At 41.3% G+C, this 22246-nt stretch carries 8 protein-coding genes and 2 tRNA genes; 8 read left to right on the top strand and 2 right to left on the bottom strand.

Annotation, left to right across the window (positions count from 1 at the left end; translation table 11 throughout):
* Window positions 1-338: 338 nt before the first annotated feature.
* The 5 genes from AB657_RS12975 to AB657_RS12960 all read left to right on the top strand — a co-directional run bounded on the left by AB657_RS12975 (window position 339) and on the right by AB657_RS12960 (window position 16465).
* Window positions 339-14759 carry a T9SS type B sorting domain-containing protein gene (locus tag AB657_RS12975; RefSeq protein ID WP_047246876.1) on the top strand — a complete coding sequence of 4807 codons (14421 nt, stop codon included), beginning with the start codon at window positions 339-341 and terminating at the stop codon, window positions 14757-14759.
* 22 nt (window positions 14760-14781) lie between these two features.
* Window positions 14782-15726, top strand: a complete 945-nt coding sequence (locus tag AB657_RS12970) for a PorP/SprF family type IX secretion system membrane protein (protein ID WP_047246875.1) — start codon at window positions 14782-14784, stop codon at window positions 15724-15726.
* 48 nt (window positions 15727-15774) lie between these two features.
* On the top strand, window positions 15775-16131 hold the full coding sequence (folB, locus tag AB657_RS12965) for a dihydroneopterin aldolase (protein ID WP_047246874.1): 357 nt from the start codon (window positions 15775-15777) through the stop codon (window positions 16129-16131).
* A 59-nt stretch (window positions 16132-16190) separates the two neighbouring features.
* A tRNA-Cys gene (locus tag AB657_RS18005) sits at window positions 16191-16261 on the top strand.
* 133 nt (window positions 16262-16394) lie between these two features.
* Window positions 16395-16465, top strand: a tRNA-Cys gene (locus tag AB657_RS12960).
* A gap of 37 nt (window positions 16466-16502) precedes the next feature.
* Here the strand turns inward: AB657_RS12960 and AB657_RS12955 are convergent.
* Window positions 16503-16901, bottom strand: a complete 399-nt coding sequence (locus tag AB657_RS12955; RefSeq protein ID WP_047246873.1) for a DoxX family membrane protein — start codon at window positions 16899-16901, stop codon at window positions 16503-16505.
* 4 nt (window positions 16902-16905) lie between these two features.
* On the bottom strand, window positions 16906-18066 hold the full coding sequence (locus AB657_RS12950; protein ID WP_047246872.1) for a DNA polymerase III subunit: 1161 nt from the start codon (window positions 18064-18066) through the stop codon (window positions 16906-16908).
* Between the two features lie 125 nt (window positions 18067-18191).
* Here AB657_RS12950 and AB657_RS12945 point away from each other — a divergent pair, with 125 nt between their 5' ends.
* The 3 genes from AB657_RS12945 to AB657_RS12935 all read left to right on the top strand — a co-directional run bounded on the left by AB657_RS12945 (window position 18192) and on the right by AB657_RS12935 (window position 22136).
* The gene (locus tag AB657_RS12945) at window positions 18192-19382 is read left to right on the top strand and encodes a phosphoglycerate kinase (RefSeq protein ID WP_047246871.1); all 1191 of its coding nucleotides are present in this window, start codon (window positions 18192-18194) and stop codon (window positions 19380-19382) included.
* Window positions 19383-19500: 118 nt separating this feature from the next.
* A complete protein-coding gene (locus tag AB657_RS12940; protein ID WP_047246870.1) occupies window positions 19501-21132 on the top strand; it encodes a LysM peptidoglycan-binding domain-containing protein in 1632 nt (543 codons plus the stop codon).
* Window positions 21133-21146: 14 nt separating this feature from the next.
* Window positions 21147-22136, top strand: a complete 990-nt coding sequence (locus AB657_RS12935) for a DUF4837 family protein (RefSeq protein ID WP_047246869.1) — start codon at window positions 21147-21149, stop codon at window positions 22134-22136.
* The last annotated feature ends 110 nt before the right edge of the window (window positions 22137-22246 follow it).

The following is a 22246-nucleotide window of genomic DNA, read 5'->3' as shown; positions in this document are numbered from 1 at the left end:
AAATATTCTTTTCCAAGTTTGAAGGATTGGAAATAGAGGATAAAAGTCCAAAAACCATATGCGGTTTTTGGACTTTTTTGTTTGTATATAAAGAATAAAAAAACCTTGAAAAAGGATTTTGAACAATGGTTTTTGGTCTTAAAAACGAACTATGTCAAAAAAAATTTACTGCTCATAAAGATCATTTCACAACACATTAACATGTTATAACAACATTAAATTTTACACCTCAATAGTATGGGTAATATTTGTTTTGGAGTGTCCTGTTCAGACTTTTCGAAAATGATAAAGGGCATATACTCAATATATAACCGAGCATGATCAAACATATTTCTTCTATGAGAACACATTTTTTTAAATGTACCCTGTTTATACTTTTTTTTGGATTGGGTTCTTTTACCGTTTTTTCTCAGGTAAAGAAGAACTTTGAAGTTAGATATGAAGCAGATATACGCGGAGAGCTGACTTTTGTAGGTAACAGCATTGTAGGGCCGCATATAGATCCATATTGTACTGGTTTTTGGATATGGAAAACTTGTTATCCCGAACAATTTCCAAACGACCCTTATAATCTTACGGGTAATTCTTCCCGGGCCAATGATGACCTCGATATGCAATATATTGATATTGACGGGGATGCATCTACTTTTAGTTCCAGTAGTGCGACATTGGAAATACCCGATATTAGCTGTGCCAAGGTAAGATACGCAGGTCTTTATTGGTCGGCCGTTTATAAGAATTCGGATAGAAGCAATATAGATAATATTAAGTTTAAGGTCCCAGGCGGAAACTATCAAGATATTACGGCAGATGAAATCCTATTTGACGGTAATGGCGATTCCGATTTTGGTGATTATAGCCCATATGCGGCATATAAAGACGTAACATCGATTGTATCCAGTTTGGCAAACCCGAACGGGGAGTATTTTGTTGCAAACGTAAGAGCTAGTAATGGTGTTGGTAGAGATCTTAATATTCCTGGTGGAATATCTGGAGGTTGGAATTTGGTCATCGTATATGAAAACCCCAATCTACCTGGCAGTAAGTTTATCACTACTTTCGACGGTTATGCAGGTATAAAGTCGGCTGAAAGCGTAGACATTCCTATTAGTGGTTTTACTACGTTGCCAGCTCCATTTCCTGTTATAGCCAATATGGGCGTTGCTACGCTTGAAGGGGACAATAATATTCCTGGAGACGGACTTAGCATCGATGCTTTTGGTGGAGGAGTATTTAGAACATTGTCCGATGGTGAAAACCCGGCAAACAACTTTTTTAATTCCAGTATTACCTTAAAAGGAAATCCTGTCACAACAAGAAACCCAAACAGTACCAACACGCTTGGATGGGATTTGGATTTAATAGAAATACCTAACGACAATAAGGACGTAATTCCTAATGGTGCTACCAGTGCTGTTTTAAGAGCTTCGTCTAGCCAAGATAAATACGACATTTTCTTTACCTCCTTTGATGTGGAGATCATTGCTCCAAAGATTGTTTTGGAGAAGAAGGTATATACGCCTGGTGGGGTAGATATTACCGGGGAAGGAGTTCATCTTGGTCAGGTCTTGGACTACGTGCTTACTTTTCAGAATCTTGGTAACGATGATGGTACCAATTATACGATACGAGATGTATTGCCAGTAAACGTTTCTCCTCCATACGGTAGATCGTATTTTATAGATTCAGATTTTGATCTTCCAGATGATTTGCCAGAAGACGTAACCTATAGCTATGACCCAACTACGAGAGAGGTCACTTTTTCGGTTCCAGATGGATATATAGAAGAAGGTGACCCACCGTATTCTATTCGAATGAGGGTTCAGGTTGCCGAAAACTGTTTTGATTTTATAGATGCCTGTTCAGATCTGATACAAAACTTGGCCTATGGAACGTATAGCGGAGTTGAAAACAGTGCCGTGGTTACCGATGACCCTAGTGTAACCGATTTTGATGCTTGTGGATTTGTAGTTCCAGGGGCCACAAACTTTTTATTGGACGACCTCTCAGATTGTAACTTTACCCGAACGGTAGAACTTTGTGGGGCAAACGCATTATTGGATGCCGGAGATGGCTTTGACGACTATATTTGGTATAGAGATAACAACGGAAACGGGGAAATAGACCCAGGGGATACCGATATTACCAACGTAGATGGCAATCCCGATAATGATCCAAGTACAATTCTGGTAGATGCAATAGGAACTTATATTGTAGATAAAATTGCAACGGACCCTTGTAAAGGCTTTAAAGAAATTATTAATGTGGAGCCCTACGGCTCGGGTAGTTTGCCACATCCTATCATTGAGTTTTACAATGCGGTAAACAGTGATACCGATCCATCAAATGATATATCGGGCGAAATAGTGACCTGTAGTGTGGATAATGACCTGTTGCCAAAAATTTTCCTATGTGGTATCGATGATTCCCATCAATTACAGGTAAACATCGTTGATGCCCAGAGTATTGTTTGGGAAAAGCTGGACGAAGGCAGTTGTTCTCCATCTGGTGATGATTGTGCCAACAAGGCCCTTACTTGTACTTGGAACGAAGTAGGAAGAGGCAAGAGTTATGTGTTGGATTCCGAAGGCCAGTATCGTTTATCGGTTACGTATCAAAATGGATGTACAAGCCGTTTTTACTTTAACGGTTTTCAGAACAATCTTGACATAGAGTATGATTCCTCTGATATTATTTGTAATACGGATGGAAACATAACCATAACCAACCTTGGTAATGGATATGGCTATCAGTTGGTAGATGATATTACTAGTAATATTTTGGTTCCATTTAGTGCTAACAATGGGCCTAGCTTTGATTTTAGTACAGGAGAAAGTGGATCTTACAGGGTTGAGGTAACCCAACTGGACACTAACGGAGACCCTATAGACAATGCTTGTATTTTTTCAACACCAGTCATAGGTGTACAGGAAAGAGACGTAACCTATGCCGTAAACGTAACATCGGCAACTTGTCTTGCTGCAGGCTCAATTAACATTCAAATAAACAATGCCGAACCTGTTTATGAGTATGAAATTAGACTGGATGATGGCAGTAATGGAGGCCAAGGAACCTTGGTGGACAATGAAACGGCCCAAGTGGACAATGATTTCACCTTTGAAGGTTTAACCCCCGGAGATTATATCGCTATTGTCCGTACCGCAGATGGGTGCTCTTATAGTGAGAACGTTACCATAATCGACGAAAACGACCTTGAGGTGACCGCAAGGGTGTCTCAACATATTTCTTGTGAGGATGGTATCATAACAATGGAGTCTTCTGGAGGGGTAACACCACATAGATACGCTATTTGGTCTTATGTGGACGATGGCGGAAATACGGTTACATCGTATGCTTCCCCTGAAGATATTCCTTCTTCTGAATTTCAGACAAGTACCGATTTCAGTATTGCCGATGCGGGAGACTATACCTTTGTTGTTATAGACAGAAGTGGTTGTTTTGCATATTCCAATACGGTAACCATAGAGTTTCAACCACCAGCAGATTTTGACCCTACGACAGTAACAGATGTTGCTTGTTTTGGGGAGGCCAGCGGTAGTATACATTATAACCTGATAAATGATAATGGAAATGTATTGACCTTTACGCTATTAGATGAAAATGATGTAGAAATTTCAGAAAATGGATCGGGTAATTTCACCAATTTATCGGCAGGGGATTATAAGGTAATTATAAACCAAAGCAGGGGTAATATCTCTTGTGATTACGAAGATACCTTCACGATTGCCGAACCGACCAGCGCAATTATAGGCACGGCCCAGTTGGTTCAAGATTATACCTGTCTGCAAGAGGGTATTATCGAAGTGATTGATGTAAGCGGAGGTACGGCTCCTTACCAGTATAGTATAGACGGAATCAACTTTGTTCCGGATACTACTCCAAATGCAAATAGGTTCGAAAACTTAACCGACGGTAGTTATACGATAAGTATAAGAGATGCCAGCGGATGTGTTTTTACGGCAGCACCTATTGTTATTGATGCTCCCAACCCGCCTACTGATCTAACAATAGTAGAATCGCAGATTACATGTCCTGCAGAAACGGTATCGTTGAACGTTACCGCGGTTGATGGTACGGCACCTTATACATTTGAAATTATTGCGCCAACAATGATCAACCCTTCCAGTGCTTCGGGCAATACGGCCGATTTTGACGGTCTTTCAGCAGACACATATACGATAAGGGTTACCGATGCGGACGGCTGTTTTTATGACGAAAACTATACGATAGCTCCTATTGTTCCCATTACCATGAGTGGATCCACCTTAACACCTGTAAGTTGTTTTGGTGCCGATGATGGTAGTGTTCAGTTTACTATAAATTATCAAACCGGACAAAACTTTACATATACGGTTACCGGACCATCGGGCGTAGAAGCGACAGGAGGGGTAGAAGCCTCTATCAACCTATCAAATCTTGAAGCAGGTGATTATACCTTGGATATAGTGGATACGGATACTAATTGTACTTATTCGGAAACCTATACATTAGAAGGTCCATCGACCGCATTGACCGTTTCGGACTTAGCGGTTACCCAACCTACATGTTTGGCGAATGGTAGCGTGGTGATTACTGCGACCGGAGGATGGGGAAGCTATGAATTTGATTTAACAAACCCGGATGGTTCTGCCTTTGGGTCTAATACGACCGGAGCTTTTTCTGGTTTAACGCAACCTGGTACTTATAACGGTACTATTACAGATGCCAACAATTGTATTTTACCATTTTCTTTTGTGATAAATTCTTCCGTTGCTCCTGTTTTAGAGTTGATTCCGAACAGTTTTTGTTATGATGATGCAGTAGGTTTAACGATTACTGCCAATGTAACTTCTGGAGGAGACGGAAACTTTGAGTACAACATAAATGGAGGAGCTTTTTCTTCCAACAATATATTTGCAGGGCTTTCCCCGGGTACATACACCATAGGGGTTAGAGACGGAAAAAGCTGTACCGCTACAGAAACTATAACTGTTAATCCAGAGTTGAGCGTATTGGCAAGTGCCTCTCCAATTTCTGCCTGTGACACCGACACCGATATCGATATTACGGCAGCTGGTGGTGATGGAAATTATGTGTATGCCGTAGTAGCGGACGGGGATACTCCATCAACAGGAGATTTTTCTGCTGCTAACAATCCAGTTTCAGGCATAACCGCAGGCGATTACGATGTTTATGTTAGGGATAATAATGGCAACACCGGTTATTGTGAGGCGGTTTATGATATTACTATACAACAAGACGCCCCACTTGCAATTACTGTTTCGAATACGCCTATTCTTTGTAGTGGTGAGAATCAAGCAACCATAACTATATTGGCATCTGGTGGCGAAGCTCCTTACAGATATAGTATAGATAATGGTGCTTCTTACCAAACAGCAAATACTTTTAATAATCTTGGAGCCGGAACCTACAGTATTAGTGTAAGGGATGTGAATAATTGTGAAGTTACCCAAACCTATAACATTACGGAGCCATTTACATTGTCAGCTTCTGCTGCGGTAACGCAATTGGTAGAATGTAACCCAAGCGACGGTGCAGAGGTAAGGGTAACCAATGCCCAAGGGGGTACGGCACCATATACATATAGTTTTGATGGGGGGTCTACTTATGATACAAGTGCTATAGGTTTCCTTTTACCGGGAACACATACGGTGTATATAAAAGACGCGAATGGTTGTACCTACCCAATGTCGGTTACCATAGAACAGGCACCCACACCACCGAATGTAACGTTGACACCATCGGTAGATTATTCTTGTGAAGGCACTGGTATTGTTACCATTGCTCCTGACAACCCTAATTTGGAATATATCTACTATTTAAACGGAAGTGTAAATTCACCTTCAGATTCCAATGTTTTTACGGACGTACCAGTGGGAACGCATACCGTAAGGGTAGATTATATAAGTGCTACACCACCTGCTAAAAGTGAGCTTTTGAAGGAAGATTTTGGAACAGGTCCTAATGTTTCCATTCCTCAGATAGATTCGGCATATTATTGTTATGAATCTCAAGATGCTTCTTTGGGAACATGTACCGATGCCAATTTTGAGATTAACGATTTACAATATAGTGTTACCAATACCATTGTCGATCCTTTTGGCACTTGGGTAAGCCCTATAGATAATTCCGGAGATCCTAATGGTAGATATTTGGCCATTAATGTTGGCGACCCGGGTGTAAACACTATTGTTTATAGCAAGACCGGTGTTGAAATTATTCCGAACAGGGATGTAGAGGTAGAGCTGGACGTAATCAATTTGGTAAAACAAGGTACTAATATTATAGAACCAAATATTTTGGTAGAAATCGTAGATCCCTTGGGCAATGTTATAGATAGTGGTACTACGGGCCTTATATCTGAAAATACGGGACCCAACGATTGGAGAAGTGTTAGTATTCCTCCATTGGATCCTGGAGCGAACAGTACAATCGATATTGTTATCAGAACTATTGCTACCGGAACTAACGGAAACGATGTTGCCATTGACAATATTGAAGCATATCAAAATCCGGAACAATGTTATCAAACAGTTACTTTAGATGTAACCGTTGAACCAGGAAATGCTTTTGCCGCCAATGTAATAGGCTTTACAGATGTAGATTGTAATGGGGCCAGTAATGGAGACATCACTTTTGAGGTCGATAATTTTGGAACTGGCGGTTATGAATATAGTTTAGATGATTTTACTACGATATTGGGTAGCTCAACGAGCTCTCCAGCAACAATATCATCACTTTCGGCAGGTAGCTATACTATTTATATTAGAGATGTAGACAACCCTGTTGCGGGATGTACCGTAACAATAAATCAAACTATAGGGGAACCGGATGCCGTGGTTGCCAGTGCTTCTATAACACAAGAATATACTTGTGATAATGGAGGGGCTACCATAACAGCCAGTGCCACAGGAGGTACACCAGGGTATGAATATCAATTGGAAGATGATTTAGGAAATGTTGTTACCGGATACCAGCCCAGTACAACATTTAACGGTGTTGCGGCAGGCGATTATATTGTAAGGGCAAGAGACACGAACGGATGTTCAGACCCTATAGATACGGCTATTACCGTTGTTGCTCCTGTAACCCCGGTATTTACCCTTACTCCTGTTGCCTGTTATTCCGGCAACAATGATGGTAGTATACAGGTAGATGTAACCGCAGGTAATGGAGATTATCAGTTTAGCATTAATTCTGGGCCTTGGTTGACACCAACACCTAGTAACTTAACTACCTATACTTTTGAGAACCTTGGCAGTGGTACCTATACCATTGATGTAAGGGATGGGTATGGCTGTGCTCCGGCACAACAGAGCGTTACCCTTGAGCCACAATTAACGGCGATTGTAGACGTTACGAACATCAGTAATTGTGCGGACGGTGACATTACGGTTACGGCAACAGGGGGCGATGGTAGTTACGCCTATGCTTTTGTGCCTACCACTACAGACCCGACAGGGTTGTTTGGACCATCAAATTCATTTACCGTGACTGCGGGCAATGAAGGCACCTACGATGTATATGTAAGGGATAATTCGGCGAGCACGCCTTTCTGTGAATACATGGAAACTGTTGTGGTTGAACCAGCGGTACCGCTGACGTTTACTGCAACACCAACAGACCCGATATGTCATGACGGATTTGGTTCTATTGAGGTGGATATTACCTCGGGTAATATTCCATATACGGTACAGATTATCGATTTGGATAATGGAGGAGCTTCCAATGAAACATTGACAAATGTTTTGGGGGCTACCACTAACTTCTATAATCTTGCGCCGGGTAATTATACGATTAATGTTTCGGATCCCGATGGTTGTATGGTTTCACAAACTCCTGTGAATATTGCAAACCCTGATGAGCTTACGGCAGATTTTGAAGCGATTGTACCTTCAGGGTGTGATCCCGACCCTAATCAGTACGGGTTTAGATTTATCAACTACCCAGCCACCTTGGGCACTCTAGAATTTAGTGCAGACGGTGGGGCCTCATGGCAATCGAGCGATACCTTTGTTGGGGTGGCATATGCATCCGGAACCGAGGTAGATCCCGTAGTGAGGGTTGTTGGAACCAATTGTCGTTTAGATTTGACAAGAGAGACCATTCCATATCCTTTAGACGACCTTAATATCCACCTTACAGCAAATCTTGTTAGCTGTAATAATTTAGAGGTTACCGTACAGGGAACGGAAGGTTTGGCTCCATATCAATATACGTATACCGACGATCCGGCCAATTTTGATGCGGCTACGGCTACATGGACCGCTTTTACCCCCGGCAACCATGTATATTCTAACCTTGTTCCAGGACGCACCTATGTTTTTTATGCACGGGACAGCAGCCCATGTATGAGACAAAGTAGTGTAAATGTAAACGACGTGGTACCACCACCGGTACAAATAGATGCTGAGGTGACCCCAACCTGCGATGGGCTTAGTAACGGGCAAATAACCTATACCGTAACAGAAGACACCCCAGGAGAACTTGGTGGTACGTTCGATTGGGATTTTTATCGTATAGAGAGCACTTTGCCCCATACGCTTGTCCAGTCTGGTACTGTAGCTGGATTTGTTTCTGGTGACAGTTTTGTAGTGCCTACACCGGCAAGTTTGCCAGAAGGCGACTATTATGTGGAAATTAGGGGTGCGGCACCTAATAACTGTATTATTGGGGGAGAAAATGTACGTGTTAGGGAACTAGACCCCATTACATATACGCCAAATGTATTGGAAGACATTACTTGTGCCGATCCGGGAATTATAGAGATTCAAAATATTCAAGGTGGTGGAGGCACTTATAATTACACTTTAAGCAGTGGTAATTTCACAGCTGATATTGTATCAACATCTAGCCCTATAGAGGTTCCTATTTCTAATATAGTGGATGTTACGGCTTCACCATTTAATATAGACATTGATGTAACGGACCAATATGGCTGTACGGTGGCAACACAGACCGTTTCAATGAATATAGCCCAAAGTCCGTCTATCGATAACATATCGGTTTCAAATTGTGCAACACCGCTAAGTTTAACGGTAAGTGCTAGCGGAGGAACCGGAACATATTTGTACTCCATTGATGGAGGAACTACTTATGTGGATAATGGAGGTGTATTCAACAACGTTGCTTCAGGGTCATATACTGTGGCCATCATTGACACAAACGGTTGTACCGATACCGATACTGTCGAGGTACACCCTGTTTTAGAAGCTGATGTCAGTCTTACTAAATTATTGGATTGTTCTACGCCACAAGATGCAGGTATTACCATCGAGGTGACCCAAGGTTCCAATAATTATGATTATGAAATTTCCGACGGAACGGGAACAGTGGTAGCCAGGACCAACCTACCTAGCAACCCTTATGTTTTTAATACGTTGATACCAGAAGATTATACGATCACCATATATGACAACAGTACCTCGTCACCAGAATGTAGCAGGGTGTTTACGGTAACGGTACCACCAGCGGTAGTGCCTGTATTGTCTATTGATGCCTATACAAATGCCACTTGTTTTGGTGTTGCCGATGGTACCATTGCGGTATCGGCAGAGGATAGTGGTATAGGACCGTTTACTTTTGAGATTATTTCAGGTCCGGGAAGTGGGGCAACTTTCCCTATTTCGGCATCATCAAATACGGATGTAACGGCAGTCTTTAATGGTTTGGAAGGAGCTGTAGCTCCCGGAATTACGTATACGATAAGAGCAACGGCCGCAAATGGTTGTTTTGAAGATATCACCCAAGTTATTTTAGAACCAGAAGCTATAGGTAACGTAATCGCTTCGGTACAGGAATTTGTTTGTACCACCGGAAACAATGGAAACAGCGCTACCATCACTATCGATGAGACCCTTATTACAGGAGGTTCGAGTTCGTATGTTCGATACGAATTTATTGAAGAGGACGATCCAAATACAGCAACGGTAGAAGCACCGGTTGTTGTTCAAAATGGAACCAATCCTGTTTATACGGAAACTGATATAGCAGGAGGTAGTTATACCATCAATGTTTATGATAGTAATGGATGTATGGGTACTACTACAGCGACAATCGAACCGTTTGACGAGCTGATATCCGCAACGGCCAATATTACCAATACGGTAACTTGTAACCCAGGTTTTGATGGTGAACTCACCGTAAATGTAACATCTACATTAGGTGATTCATCTAAATTCGAGTACAGTATCGATAATGGGACTACCTATCAAGCTTCCAATGTATTTCCAGGTCTAGTTCCAGGAGCATATACTATTTTGATTAGACATGTAGATACAGGGTGTGTAATCTCGGCTACCCAAACATTGTTGGAGCCAAATACATTTACTATTGATGTGGTAAAAACCAGCGATGTCGTTTGTTATGGTACCGCTACAGGTGCTGTAAACTTTGAATTGGTCGATGCAACATACCCAGGAGGGTTTACTTGGACCATCTATGACACCAATGGTACTTTGGCGAATACAGGGGACGATACTGTCGTTACTTCAGGTACTGAAGCAACAAATGGCCCAACAGCCGATATTAGCTTACCGGCTGGCAGTTATTATGTTTCTGTTGTACAGGACAACAATCCTTTCTGTACAAATAAAGAGGCGTTCTCTATAAATGGCCCAACGGCCGATATTACCGGAGCTACCGTAGTAACGGATATTACATGTGTCCCTGGCAACGATGGTTCTATTACCATTACCAATGTAACCGGAGGATGGGGCGGCTACACCTATTATGTAGGTGTTGGAGCTCCTGCAACTATAGATTTTGTGTCAGACGCTTCGTTTACAGGGCTTCTTGCCGGTACATACCAAGCTTGGGCACGTGACTCAGCAGGTTGCGAAAGATTGATTCAAGATAATATTGTACTTGATGTTCCTGCACCGATCGCGGCTACACTACAAATAAAGCAAGAAAATTGTACAAACCTAGAAGGGGAAATTGAAGTGAGCCTGCCAACAGGAGGACAAGGAAGTAACTATACCTATCAATTAATATTGAACGGATCCGATTTCCGAGCACCTCAGAACACCAGGGTATTCTCTGGTCTGGGCGCAGGAAGCTATGCGGTTCGTGTTACAGATCAGTGGGGCTGTTCTTTTACTACTCCTGCAGAACTGTTGTACGAGGAAATGAACCTAACCGCAACTGTGGTTAAGACAATCGATTGTACCGTGAATTCAGGAGGAGAAATTACCATTAATGTAAACGGAGGCTCTACAAACTTGGAATACACGGTTACCTACCCTGACGGTACCACAACTGCTACCAATACGGACGGTATTTTTACAAACCTTGACCAATCTGGCCTTTATAGTTTCTTGGTAAGGGATTTGGATACTGACAGTCCTATATGTGAGAGAACCATTACACAACGTTTGGAAGACCCTGTTCTGCCAGTACTGTTAAACGCAACGGTTACCGATGTTAGTTGTTTTGGTGGTAGTGATGGTAGTATAACGGCCACTCTTGATCCCGCGACCAACACCGATCCGGATTATGAATATGAGCTTTATGCCATTTCTGATTTGGTGAATCCGATAGCAGGACCACAAAATAGTCCATTGTTTAGCAATTTGGCTGCTGGTGAATACCAAGTAAAGGTTATTTCGGCAAAAGGTTGTGAAGCAACTAAGAACGAAACGGTAAACGAACCACAAGAGTTGAGAATAAACGCGACGGCGACGGCATTTGATTGTGCCGCCGACAATAGTGTCAATACGGCTACGATTACTGTTAATGTGTTAGATGGAGCGACCACACCAGGTGTTTCTTCGGGTACGGGGCCATACTTGTTTAGTTTGGACAATAGTACGTATCAATCATCGAACACGTTCAATATTGTTGATGACGGAAGCGTGCAGACCATAACGGTATATGCTAAGGACGATAATGGATGTACGACGACGGATACCGTTACCATTCAGCCTATAAACAAGTTTACGGCTACTATAGCTACAGATGTAGAGATATCGTGTACGTATGCCGAAACAATAACAATTACTGTTAACGATAATGGGTTGGCACATAACTACTCGTATGAATTGTTACCGATTGGTAACACCAATGCGACATTACAAGGTACTACTGCCAATACGGCTACATTCGACTTGCTTACTACAGGTTCTTATACCTTTAGGGTTACCGATACGGACACGGGATGTTATTTTGACACCCCTGCGTACGATGTAGAGCCGTTCGATTTTATAGAGGCAACGGCAGTGGCAACGACACCTGTAACATGTTACGGTGATAATAACGGGGCTTTATCAATAGATATTGACGGATATTCGGGCAGCTACCAATATGAGGTACTCGACAATGCAGGAAACATCGTTATACCTGCCACCGCTGCGGATACAAGTGTCAATCCTAGAACAATAGGAGGGCTGACAGGAGGAAGCTACTTTGTGCGTATAACGGAAACATCGGTTCCTCTTTGTTCAGAAGACACCAATATGGTTACCATAGTGTCTCCAGATATGCCTTTATCGGCTACTGTAACACCTGAGGAAGAAGCTACTTGTACCGATGATAAGGGAGAAATTCTTGTTGAGGTCACAGGAGGGTATGCTCCTTATGATATAGAGCTTACAAATACAACTACTGGTCAGAACTATAGTTTTACAGATGTACAGTCTATGTTGTTTACCAATCTTTCTGCAGGTGATTTCACTGTTGAGGTGACAGATAGCGTAGGATGTCTTGTTAGTTATAACGAAACCTTGGTTGCAGCTACCCCGATCATAGCGAATGCCACACCTTTGGTTACCAACTTAGCGTGTTATGGCGACACAGGAGCTACTGTTTCTGCAGTGGTTACCAGTGGAGGTAGCGGATCTTATCAGTACCAGTTAAACCAATATGATGCTACCGGTACAACGATTACATCCACTACAGGAGCACAATTCAGCCCTGATTTTAACGATTTGGGAGCTGGCATCTATAGTGTTACCGTTATCGATGGATGGGATTGTGATGTGACCACCAATACGGTAGAGATCATTGAGCCTACTCTTGTACAGGCACAACTTATAAGAACAGATCCATTGACCTGTGCCACGGGGGTAGAGTTTGAACTATCGGCTACCGGAGGTAGTGGTTCTTATGAATATAGTACCGACAATGTGGTATTCTTGCCTATGACGAGCAATCCGATGCCTTTACCCGAAACAGGAGTGTTGTCGGCAGGTACGTACCAATATTATGTAAGGGACACTAACGGTTGTGAAGCGGTGTTGTCCAACGCTATTACCGAAGATATGATAGACCCATTGGATTTGGAGGTAGATCTTTCTGCAGCGGTGATCAACTGTAACGGAGAAAGTACCGCAAGTATATATGCGGAAGCGTCGGGTGGTTTGGGCAACTATGAATATGAGTTGTACACAGATGCCTCTTTATCCGCCGCCAGTAGAATATATGGGCCTCAAACAAGAGGAGAGTTTAGAAATCTACCGGCAGGAACATACTATGTCTCTGTTACCAGTGAAGATTGTACAACCTTGCCAGAAGAGGTTATCATAACAGAACCAACGCCATTGTCGTACACAGAAGACATCGTAAATGTTACTTGTGCAGGAGAAGGCAACGGAAGTATTACTGTTACCTTATCAGGTGGATCGGGAGGTTATCAATATGCGATTTCTCCAAATTTAAGTCAGTTCGATACCATTAATACATTTACCGATTTAGAGCCGGGCGATTATACCATTATCGCACAGGATAAAAATGGTTGTTTCGAATACTTGACCTATACCATTACAGAGCCTAGTGCCCTAATGGTAGAGGCAGAGGTGACGCCAGAAATATGTGTAGATAGTCAAGATGGAACCATAACCCTGAACATTACCGGAGGTACGGCCCCATACAGTACTGCATTGAACTCAAATGACGATGCCGATTTTGTTCAAGACAGGCTTAGCTTTATGAACATGGCAGCGGGTAATTACCTATTGTTTGTTAGGGACGCCAATGGTTGTGAGACCAATGTTGTTGTAGACATTGATACAGGTGTAAATTTAAATGCAACTATAGAACCTGTATATGAATGTACCGGAGATGTGCCCAACAACTATATCAATATTACGTTGGAGGACGAAAGTGTAATAGGGGATGTATTATATGCGTTGGATTCTGTAGACCCTTCGGCAATGCAGTTGAACCCAGATTTTACTAACATTGCCCCGGGGAACCATTATATAGCAATAGCGCATTCTAACGGTTGCTTGGTTACTATAGACTTCTCCATTGAAGCATTTGATCCTTTGACTCTAGGTCTGGAGCAACAAAATCTGAACGAGATTACTGCAAACGCCCTTGGAGGAAGACCCGAATACACCTATTATTTTGACGGTATTGACAATGGAAACGATAATACCTTCTTTATCTCAAGAACGGACACCTATGAAGTGAGGGTGGTAGATGAGAACGGATGTGAGACTATAGCGTCTATTTATATGGAGTTCATAGATATCGAGATTCCTAACTTCTTTACCCCAGATGGCGACGGTAATAATGATTTATGGATTCCTAGAAACATGGAACAGTATCCAGAGATACTAATCAAAATATTTGATCGTTATGGTAGAGTGGTTTCCGAACAATCCTACGATGCAGCAGGATGGGACGGTAAATATGATGGCAAAGAGTTGCCAACGGGAGATTACTGGTATGTAATCCAATTGAACGGAGAAACCGACGAACGTGAATTTGTAGGTCATTTTACCCTATATAGATAAAAGAATTTAACCTAAAACAACTATGCGAAACAGACTATTGACCTTGGCTCTTTTTGTTAGTGCCTTTGCCCTAAGAGGTCAGGAGCTTACGATTCCACAATTATCGCAATATTTGGCGGACAACCCTTTTGTGATGTCCCCCACTTATGCGGGAATCGGAGATCATGTAAAAATCAGAGTTAACGGTCTAACCCAATGGGTAGGTATTAAAGATGCGCCGGACACCCAATCTTTGGCGGCAGATATGCGGATAGGGGAAAAATCCGGTATTGGGGCCTTGTTGTATAACGATAGTAATGGTGAGACCAAGCAACGGGGAGCCCGTGTTTCTTTTGCCCACCACCTTACGCTAGATAGATATGAGGACGAGTTTTTGTCTTTCGGTATTTCATATAACTTTAACCAGTTTAGAATAGATATCGAGAATTTTGACGCATTGGATCCAAGCGTTACCGATGACAGGGCAACTACCAACCATAACTTTGATGTAGGGCTATTATATCGTTATGATAAGTTTTATATCAGTGCAAACGCATCTAACATACTAAACAAGGACCTTACCAAGTTTAATCCTGTTTTTGAACCTAATAGATTACGTAACTATTATATTTACACTGGATATAGGTATACAAAAAATAGAAGAAGTAACTTAGAGATAGAACCTTCGGTATTCTTTCAGTTGTTCGAAAGTGATGGTAGATCTGTTACAGACTTGAACGTTAAGTTTAGATGGTATGATTTTGAAGATTATTACTACGCAGGTGTTACCTACAGGTTCTTAAATGACCAAATAGGAGACCCTTTGTATATTGCCCCTATAGTTGGTTTAAAAAAGAACAACTTCTATTTTGGATACTCATACCAGGTAATTTTGAACGAGATTTTGGGTTATAGTAGCGGAACCCATGTGTTAACGCTTGGGGTAGACCTTTTCCAAGGTATCAGTAATTGTAGGTGTACCTACTAAAGTTTGCTTTCTTTGTTTTAAGTTTGCCGTTTTAACTTAGCTTTTATAATGGGAACTGTAAGTGTAGACAATATTAGGGTTTATGCCTATCATGGCTGTCTTTCGGAAGAAACAAGAATAGGAAGTGATTATTTGGTGAACGTAACCGTTAAAGCAGACCTTTCCCAAGCCTCTGTAACGGACGAATTAAAAGACACGGTAGACTATGTCCATATAAACAAAATAGTGGCACAGGAGATGGCTATACCCTCCAAGTTATTGGAACATGTAGCCAAAAGAATTGGAGATAGGATATTTGATGAAATACCGATGGTAAAAAAGTCAAAAATATCCGTTTCTAAAGTAAACCCACCTATTAACGGAGATGTAGAAAAAGTTTCGGTAAAACTTAGTTTTCACCGATAAAGAACAAGGCATTTGTTTCGTTAAATGGTTGTTTTGCGGTAATTTTATAATGCTAAAAAGGCATTGTGGCTGAATGGTTAGGCAAAACCCCGCAAGGGTTCTCATAGTGGTTCGAATCCACTCGATGCCTCTAGTTTTCTTAAAATTTGTTTTTCCGGTTCTTGATCCTGTTCTGCCTACAAGGATTACTAAGTTTTAAACAAACTCATTTTTCTGATAAGCCGAAAGAATTTATTTTACTAAATTTGCACTCGATTTAAAACGGCATCGTGGCCGAGTGGCTAGGCAGAGCTCTGCAAAAGCTTGTACAGCGGTTCGAATCCGCTCGATGCCTCAAAAAAAGCCTTCCTTTTTCGGGAAGGCTTTTTTTATTATGCCTGTAAAAGAAAAATCAGAAAAACCGTCGGAATAAAATAAACTACGATCGTTCTGGCTCCTTCATAGTCTTTGGCCACTCTTTGCCCAAACAATAACATCAGCAGTGCCAAAGAACAAAGTAATGCCCCGTAAAGAGCCATAGAGGTAGTACCCAAAGCTAAAATGTTATAGACGCCAATGGTACAGAGGATACCTGCAACCACTTCGGTTACCAAGACAATAAACAATAAAAGAGGAACAACATCTTTAAAGAACGTTTTAGAAAAATGCTCTTTTAACCAAGACACATTTCCTTTCCAATCAAAAATTTTGTCGATACCACTTTGAAAAAAAGTGATGATCAAAAATATCAGCAATACTATTTCTGCCGCATAGTTCAGAAGAGTTTCCATATAATTAATTGGTTTGAGTTGCTTTTTTATGTAAAAGTCTTGTGAGCCTAATGGATAGATCGGTAAATATCAACTTCGCATTCCCGTTACGCTCTATATGGTAAATGGCATTTTCCAGTTCTTCCGTAATCGTTACAATGTTGTTCTCATGTATAAAGGGGGCAAATTTTGACAACTGAAACCCATCAGCATGAATTTTCATATAGGCCAGTTCATCGACCCCATAATTTAGCAATAATGCCTGTCTCATTACCATAATGCAGTAATGAAGAAATTTTTTTTGTGTTTCCCTACCTGTTCTCGACAGTTCGTCGCTCCAAAGTATAAGCTCGTGAATAACCCCTTTGTTTCCTTTTGCCTTAAAGGCACTTCTTACCCATTGTACAAACCATTTTTCGAAAACCAAGTCTTCAGAGTCTTTGTTGAGCAAGTCCAGTGCTTTGTTGAAATTGCCGTTGGCCTCATGGGCGATTTGTGCAGCTTCTTGTGCAGAAGCGCCATTTTTTATCAAGGCGTCTGTTATGGCATTTTCCGCTAAAGGCGGAAAATGCAAGATTTGACACCGAGAGCGTATGGTTTGTATAATCTGTTCCTCGTCTTGGCACAAAAGCAAGAAAACGGTTTGCTCGGGCGGTTCCTCAATTAGTTTCAATAATTTATTGGCAGCGGATAGATTCATTTTTTCGGCCATCCAAATAATCATTACCTTATAACCGCCTTCATAGGATTTAAGAGACAGTTTTTTTACAATGTCCTGAGCCTCATCAACACCTATTTGCCCCTGTTTTTTTTCAATTCCGATAAGTTGGTACCAGTCAAAAAGATTTCCGTATGGCTGTTCTTTCATGAAATCTCTCCATTCCTGTATATAATTATCGCTTACGGCATGCGATTTTGCTTTATCGGTGTTGGCTACCGGAAAGGCAAAATGTACATCGGGGTGCGAGAATGAATTAAATTTTAAGTTACAAGAATCATTGCCCCCTTCATTTTCGCCGTTCGTATTACCACAAACCAAGTATTGGGCATAGGCCAGGGCCATGGGCAAAACACCACAACCTTCTGGCCCCACGAATAGTTGCGCATGTGGAACCCTACCGGCGTCAGTGGTTGTTACCAAGTGGTTTTTTATATGTGAAAGCCCTAAAACATCCTTAAAAAACATAGATCCAAATATAGTTGTTTTTAACCCATTTTCGAATTATCACATAGACATATAAATTAACCCGTCTTAGTTTTTTCTCCCCCTATTAATCTTTACATTTGCGACTTACTTAAAATCAAGATCTCATGAAAATACTGGACGACTATAATTTTGCAAATAAGAAAGCATTGATCAGGGTAGATTTTAACGTACCCCTTAACGAAAATTTTGAGGTAACCGACACTAATAGGATAGAAGCAGCGAAACCTACAATTATAAAGGTGCTGGAAGACGGCGGAAGCGCTGTTTTAATGAGTCACCTTGGAAGGCCTAAAGGAGTTAGAAACCCCGACCTGTCGTTAAAACATATATGCTCAAAAGTTTCAGAAATTATAGGTGTTGCGGTAAAATTCGTTGACGATTGTGTGGGAGAAAAGGCAGAAAAGGCCGTTGCGGAACTCCAAAATGGAGAAGTTCTTTTATTGGAGAATCTTAGGTATTATGCAGAGGAGGAAAAAGGAGATGAGGCTTTTGCCGAAAAGCTTTCCAAACTCGGTGACATTTATGTGAACGATGCTTTTGGAACGGCCCATAGAGCTCATGCATCTACAACGATAGTGGCAAAGTTTTTTCCGAATGCCAAATGTTTTGGATACTTATTGGCAAAAGAGATCGATGCCATCGAAAAAGTAATGAGAACAGGTGAAAAGCCTATTCTTGCCATTTTAGGGGGAGCAAAGGTTTCGTCTAAAATCACGATTATAGAAAACATACTTGACAAAGTAGACGACCTCATTATTGGTGGTGGTATGACCTACACATTCATCAAAGCACAGGGCGGACAAGTAGGAGATTCTATTTGCGAGGACGACAAAATGGATTTGGCCATGGATATTTTAAAGCAAGCCAAAGAAAAAGGAGTAAACGTACATATTCCTGTGGATGTACTGGCTGCTGATGCCTTTGATGCCAATGCAAAAACACAAGTGGTGGATGTAGACAAGATTCCTGCAGGATGGCAAGGGTTGGATGCAGGACCAAAAACATTGGAAAACTTCAAAAAAGTAATACTAGGAGCCAAAACCATTCTTTGGAACGGCCCTGTGGGCGTTTTCGAAATGGAAAAGTTCTCAAAAGGAACCATTGCCATAGGAAACTATATAGACGAAGCAACTAAAAACGGAGCTTTTTCCCTTGTAGGCGGAGGAGATTCCGTGGCGGCCGTTAAACAATTCGGCTTTGAGCACAAGGTAAGTTATGTGTCTACCGGAGGGGGTGCCATGTTAGAAAGTTTAGAAGGTAAGACCCTACCGGGTATTGCGGCAATAAACGAGTAGTAAGGGCGTTATCGATTAACGGGGCCAAGGAGAATATCCGCATTTTAAGAAATAAAATTTTATTCTAACGGAAAAATGTACGATTTTCGTTGGTCCCGCTAAGAAATTTTACGCTACTATGATCAAGTTAAAATTAAACTACTTTATTTTTTCAGGGCTTTTTGCACTGCCATTTTTTATGATGGCACAGGAAAAAGACTCTATAGTCTCAACTAAAAAAGAAAAGCTCAATGTTGAAGAAATGGTTTCCGATACCATTGCTTTACAGGCCGAAGAGGTGATAGCCCTTTCTACAGTCGATTCTCTTCCGGATAACGATTTTGTCTTGATCAAATCTCCATTGACCAAAAAGTACAATCTTAAGGATAACGAGGTAGCGGCAAAGTACGACAGCCTATGGATGAAAGAGTTGATAGCCAATGCGCCTCTTTTTGATGAAATATACGAGGAGGTAACTACCCTGGATCCTGATTCTACCTATGTTTACGACCTGGATACCGATACATTAAAACTTCGTTTAGAAAAATTAAATCAAAAGACGCCTTTTAATATTGCCTATAATCCATCGTTAGAGAATGTGATCAAGTCGTTCTTAACAAGAAAAAGGGGGCTTATGCAACGTATGTTGACAGCAAGCCAGTTCTATTTCCCTCTTTTTGAACAACAAATGGACAATTATAATATTCCTTTGGAAATGAAATATTTGTCCATCATAGAATCTGCGTTGAACCCCAAGGCAAGATCACGTGTTGGAGCCACCGGGTTATGGCAGTTTATGTACAGTACGGGCAAGATGTATAACTTGGATGTTACCAGTTATGTAGACGAGCGTAGCGACCCCATAAAGTCGACAGAGGCGGCATGTAAGTATTTGTCAAAACTATATGATATTTTTAATGATTGGGATTTGGCCTTGGCGGCATATAATTCTGGTCCGGGCAACGTTAACAAGGCCATTAGAAGGTCTGGCGGATACAAAAATTACTGGAACATTAGAAGAAACCTTCCTAGGGAGACGGCTGGGTATGTACCTGCATTTTTGGCCACCATGTATATTTTTGAATATGCAGAGGAACATGGTTTAAAAGGTAAAAAGGTAGAAAGACCTTATTTTGAAACTGATACGGTACATGTAAAAAGCTTGATCACCTTTGATCAAATTTCAGAACTGGTGGGCATAGACAAGGAAGAACTTAAACTTTTGAACCCTTCTTATAAACTAAACGCGATACCCTACATTGAAGGAAAGAATTATGCTTTGAGATTGCCTGTGGACGTGATGGGAAAATTTGTTGCCAACGAAGAGGCGATCTACGCCCATGTGGAAAAAGAGCTAAAAAGTAAAGAAAGTCCATTGCCACAACTAGTTAAGCAAGCGCAGGAGAATAGAATTCGTTATAAGGTGCGTAGTGGAGATTATCTCGGAAAAATCGCAGAACGTTATGGGGTTAGGGTAAGTCAAATAAAGAATTGGAACGGTTTAAGGGGAAATAACCTTAGAATTGGCCAGCGGTTAACTATCTACCCTAGAAGAAACGCTACGGCCTCGGTACAGCCCAAAAACACTCCTTCTAAAACCACTGTTACCAGTAACACCAAGGTTCATGAAGTACGCAGTGGAGACTCTCTTTGGACAATTTCTAGAAAATATCCAGGAATTAGTATTGAAAATTTGCGAGAATGGAACGGTATTAGTGGGAATAATCTAAAACCGGGCACAAAATTAAAATTGTGCGATTGTTCATCGTAAATTAGAGATACAAAATGAAAAAAATCAGTACACTAATCCTATTAACCTTTTTGTTTCTTACAGGATGTAAAGAAGGAAGTAAAAAATCTTATTTACCAGAGTCTATCGGGGCATATAATACGCTTACCGTGGTCATTGACAATGAACTTTGGAAAAGCGATGTCGGAGACAATATAAGAGGGCATTTTGCCGTGCCGGCACCAGGGCTTTCATGGGACGAGGCTCAGTTTACCATTACCCAGATACCACCACAAATTTTTTCGGGTTCGGTTCGTAATACCAGAGCCGTCCTATATGTTATGGAAGATTCCTTGAACATTGCGCACATGAAAAAGGATATGTACGCAAAACCTCAATTGGTAGGGGTTATCAAGGGGAGAAACAAAAAAGAAATCATCGACAACCTTAACGAGAAAGCTCCCGAATTTATAACTGATTTTAAGGAGTTGGAACTTGCAGAGGCCCAAAAGAGGTTTTTAAAATCGTTAAGTAAAGAAAGGGCATTACAAGAGAAGTTGGGTATTTCGCTAGACCTACCATCCATTTATAAAGTAGGCCGTGAAGAAGATAATTTTGTATGGATCGATAGACAGATACAGAAAGGGAATATGAACATAATTGCCTATAGCGTACCATGGGACACTTTTAGCAACGACTCCACCTTTGTTCAGGATATTGTAAAAATGAGGGATTCTATCGGAAAAATGTTTATTCCCGGAGAAGATATTCCAGGAAAGGATAACCATATGATCACCGAAAAGGCATTTTCTCCATATGTCTTTCCTGCCGAGGTTTCAGGAAGAAAAGCCGCCGAGGTAAGAGGAAGATGGGAAATGTCGGCATATCCAATGGCAGGCCCCTTTTTAACCTATATAATCAACGACAAGCCAAACAATAGAAAATTGATTTTAGAGGGCTTTACTTTTGCACCCGCCACTAAGAAAAGAGATTATATGTTTGAGTTGGAAGCAATATTGAAGACGGTTCGTTTTAATGAGCCGTAGTACAAGGATATAAAGTAATGAAAAAGGGCTCGAGATATATCTCGAGCCCTTTTTTTATGTTTTTTGTTTCAAGTTGGTGGGTGTGTCGGGTTAAATAGTATCAACCCATA

The sequence above is a fragment of the Maribacter thermophilus genome (genome assembly GCF_001020565.1).
Taxonomy (GTDB): domain Bacteria; phylum Bacteroidota; class Bacteroidia; order Flavobacteriales; family Flavobacteriaceae; genus Maribacter; species Maribacter thermophilus.
The sequence above is the reverse complement of the archived record's forward strand: the minus strand, read 5'-3'. Positions and strand labels throughout refer to the sequence as shown.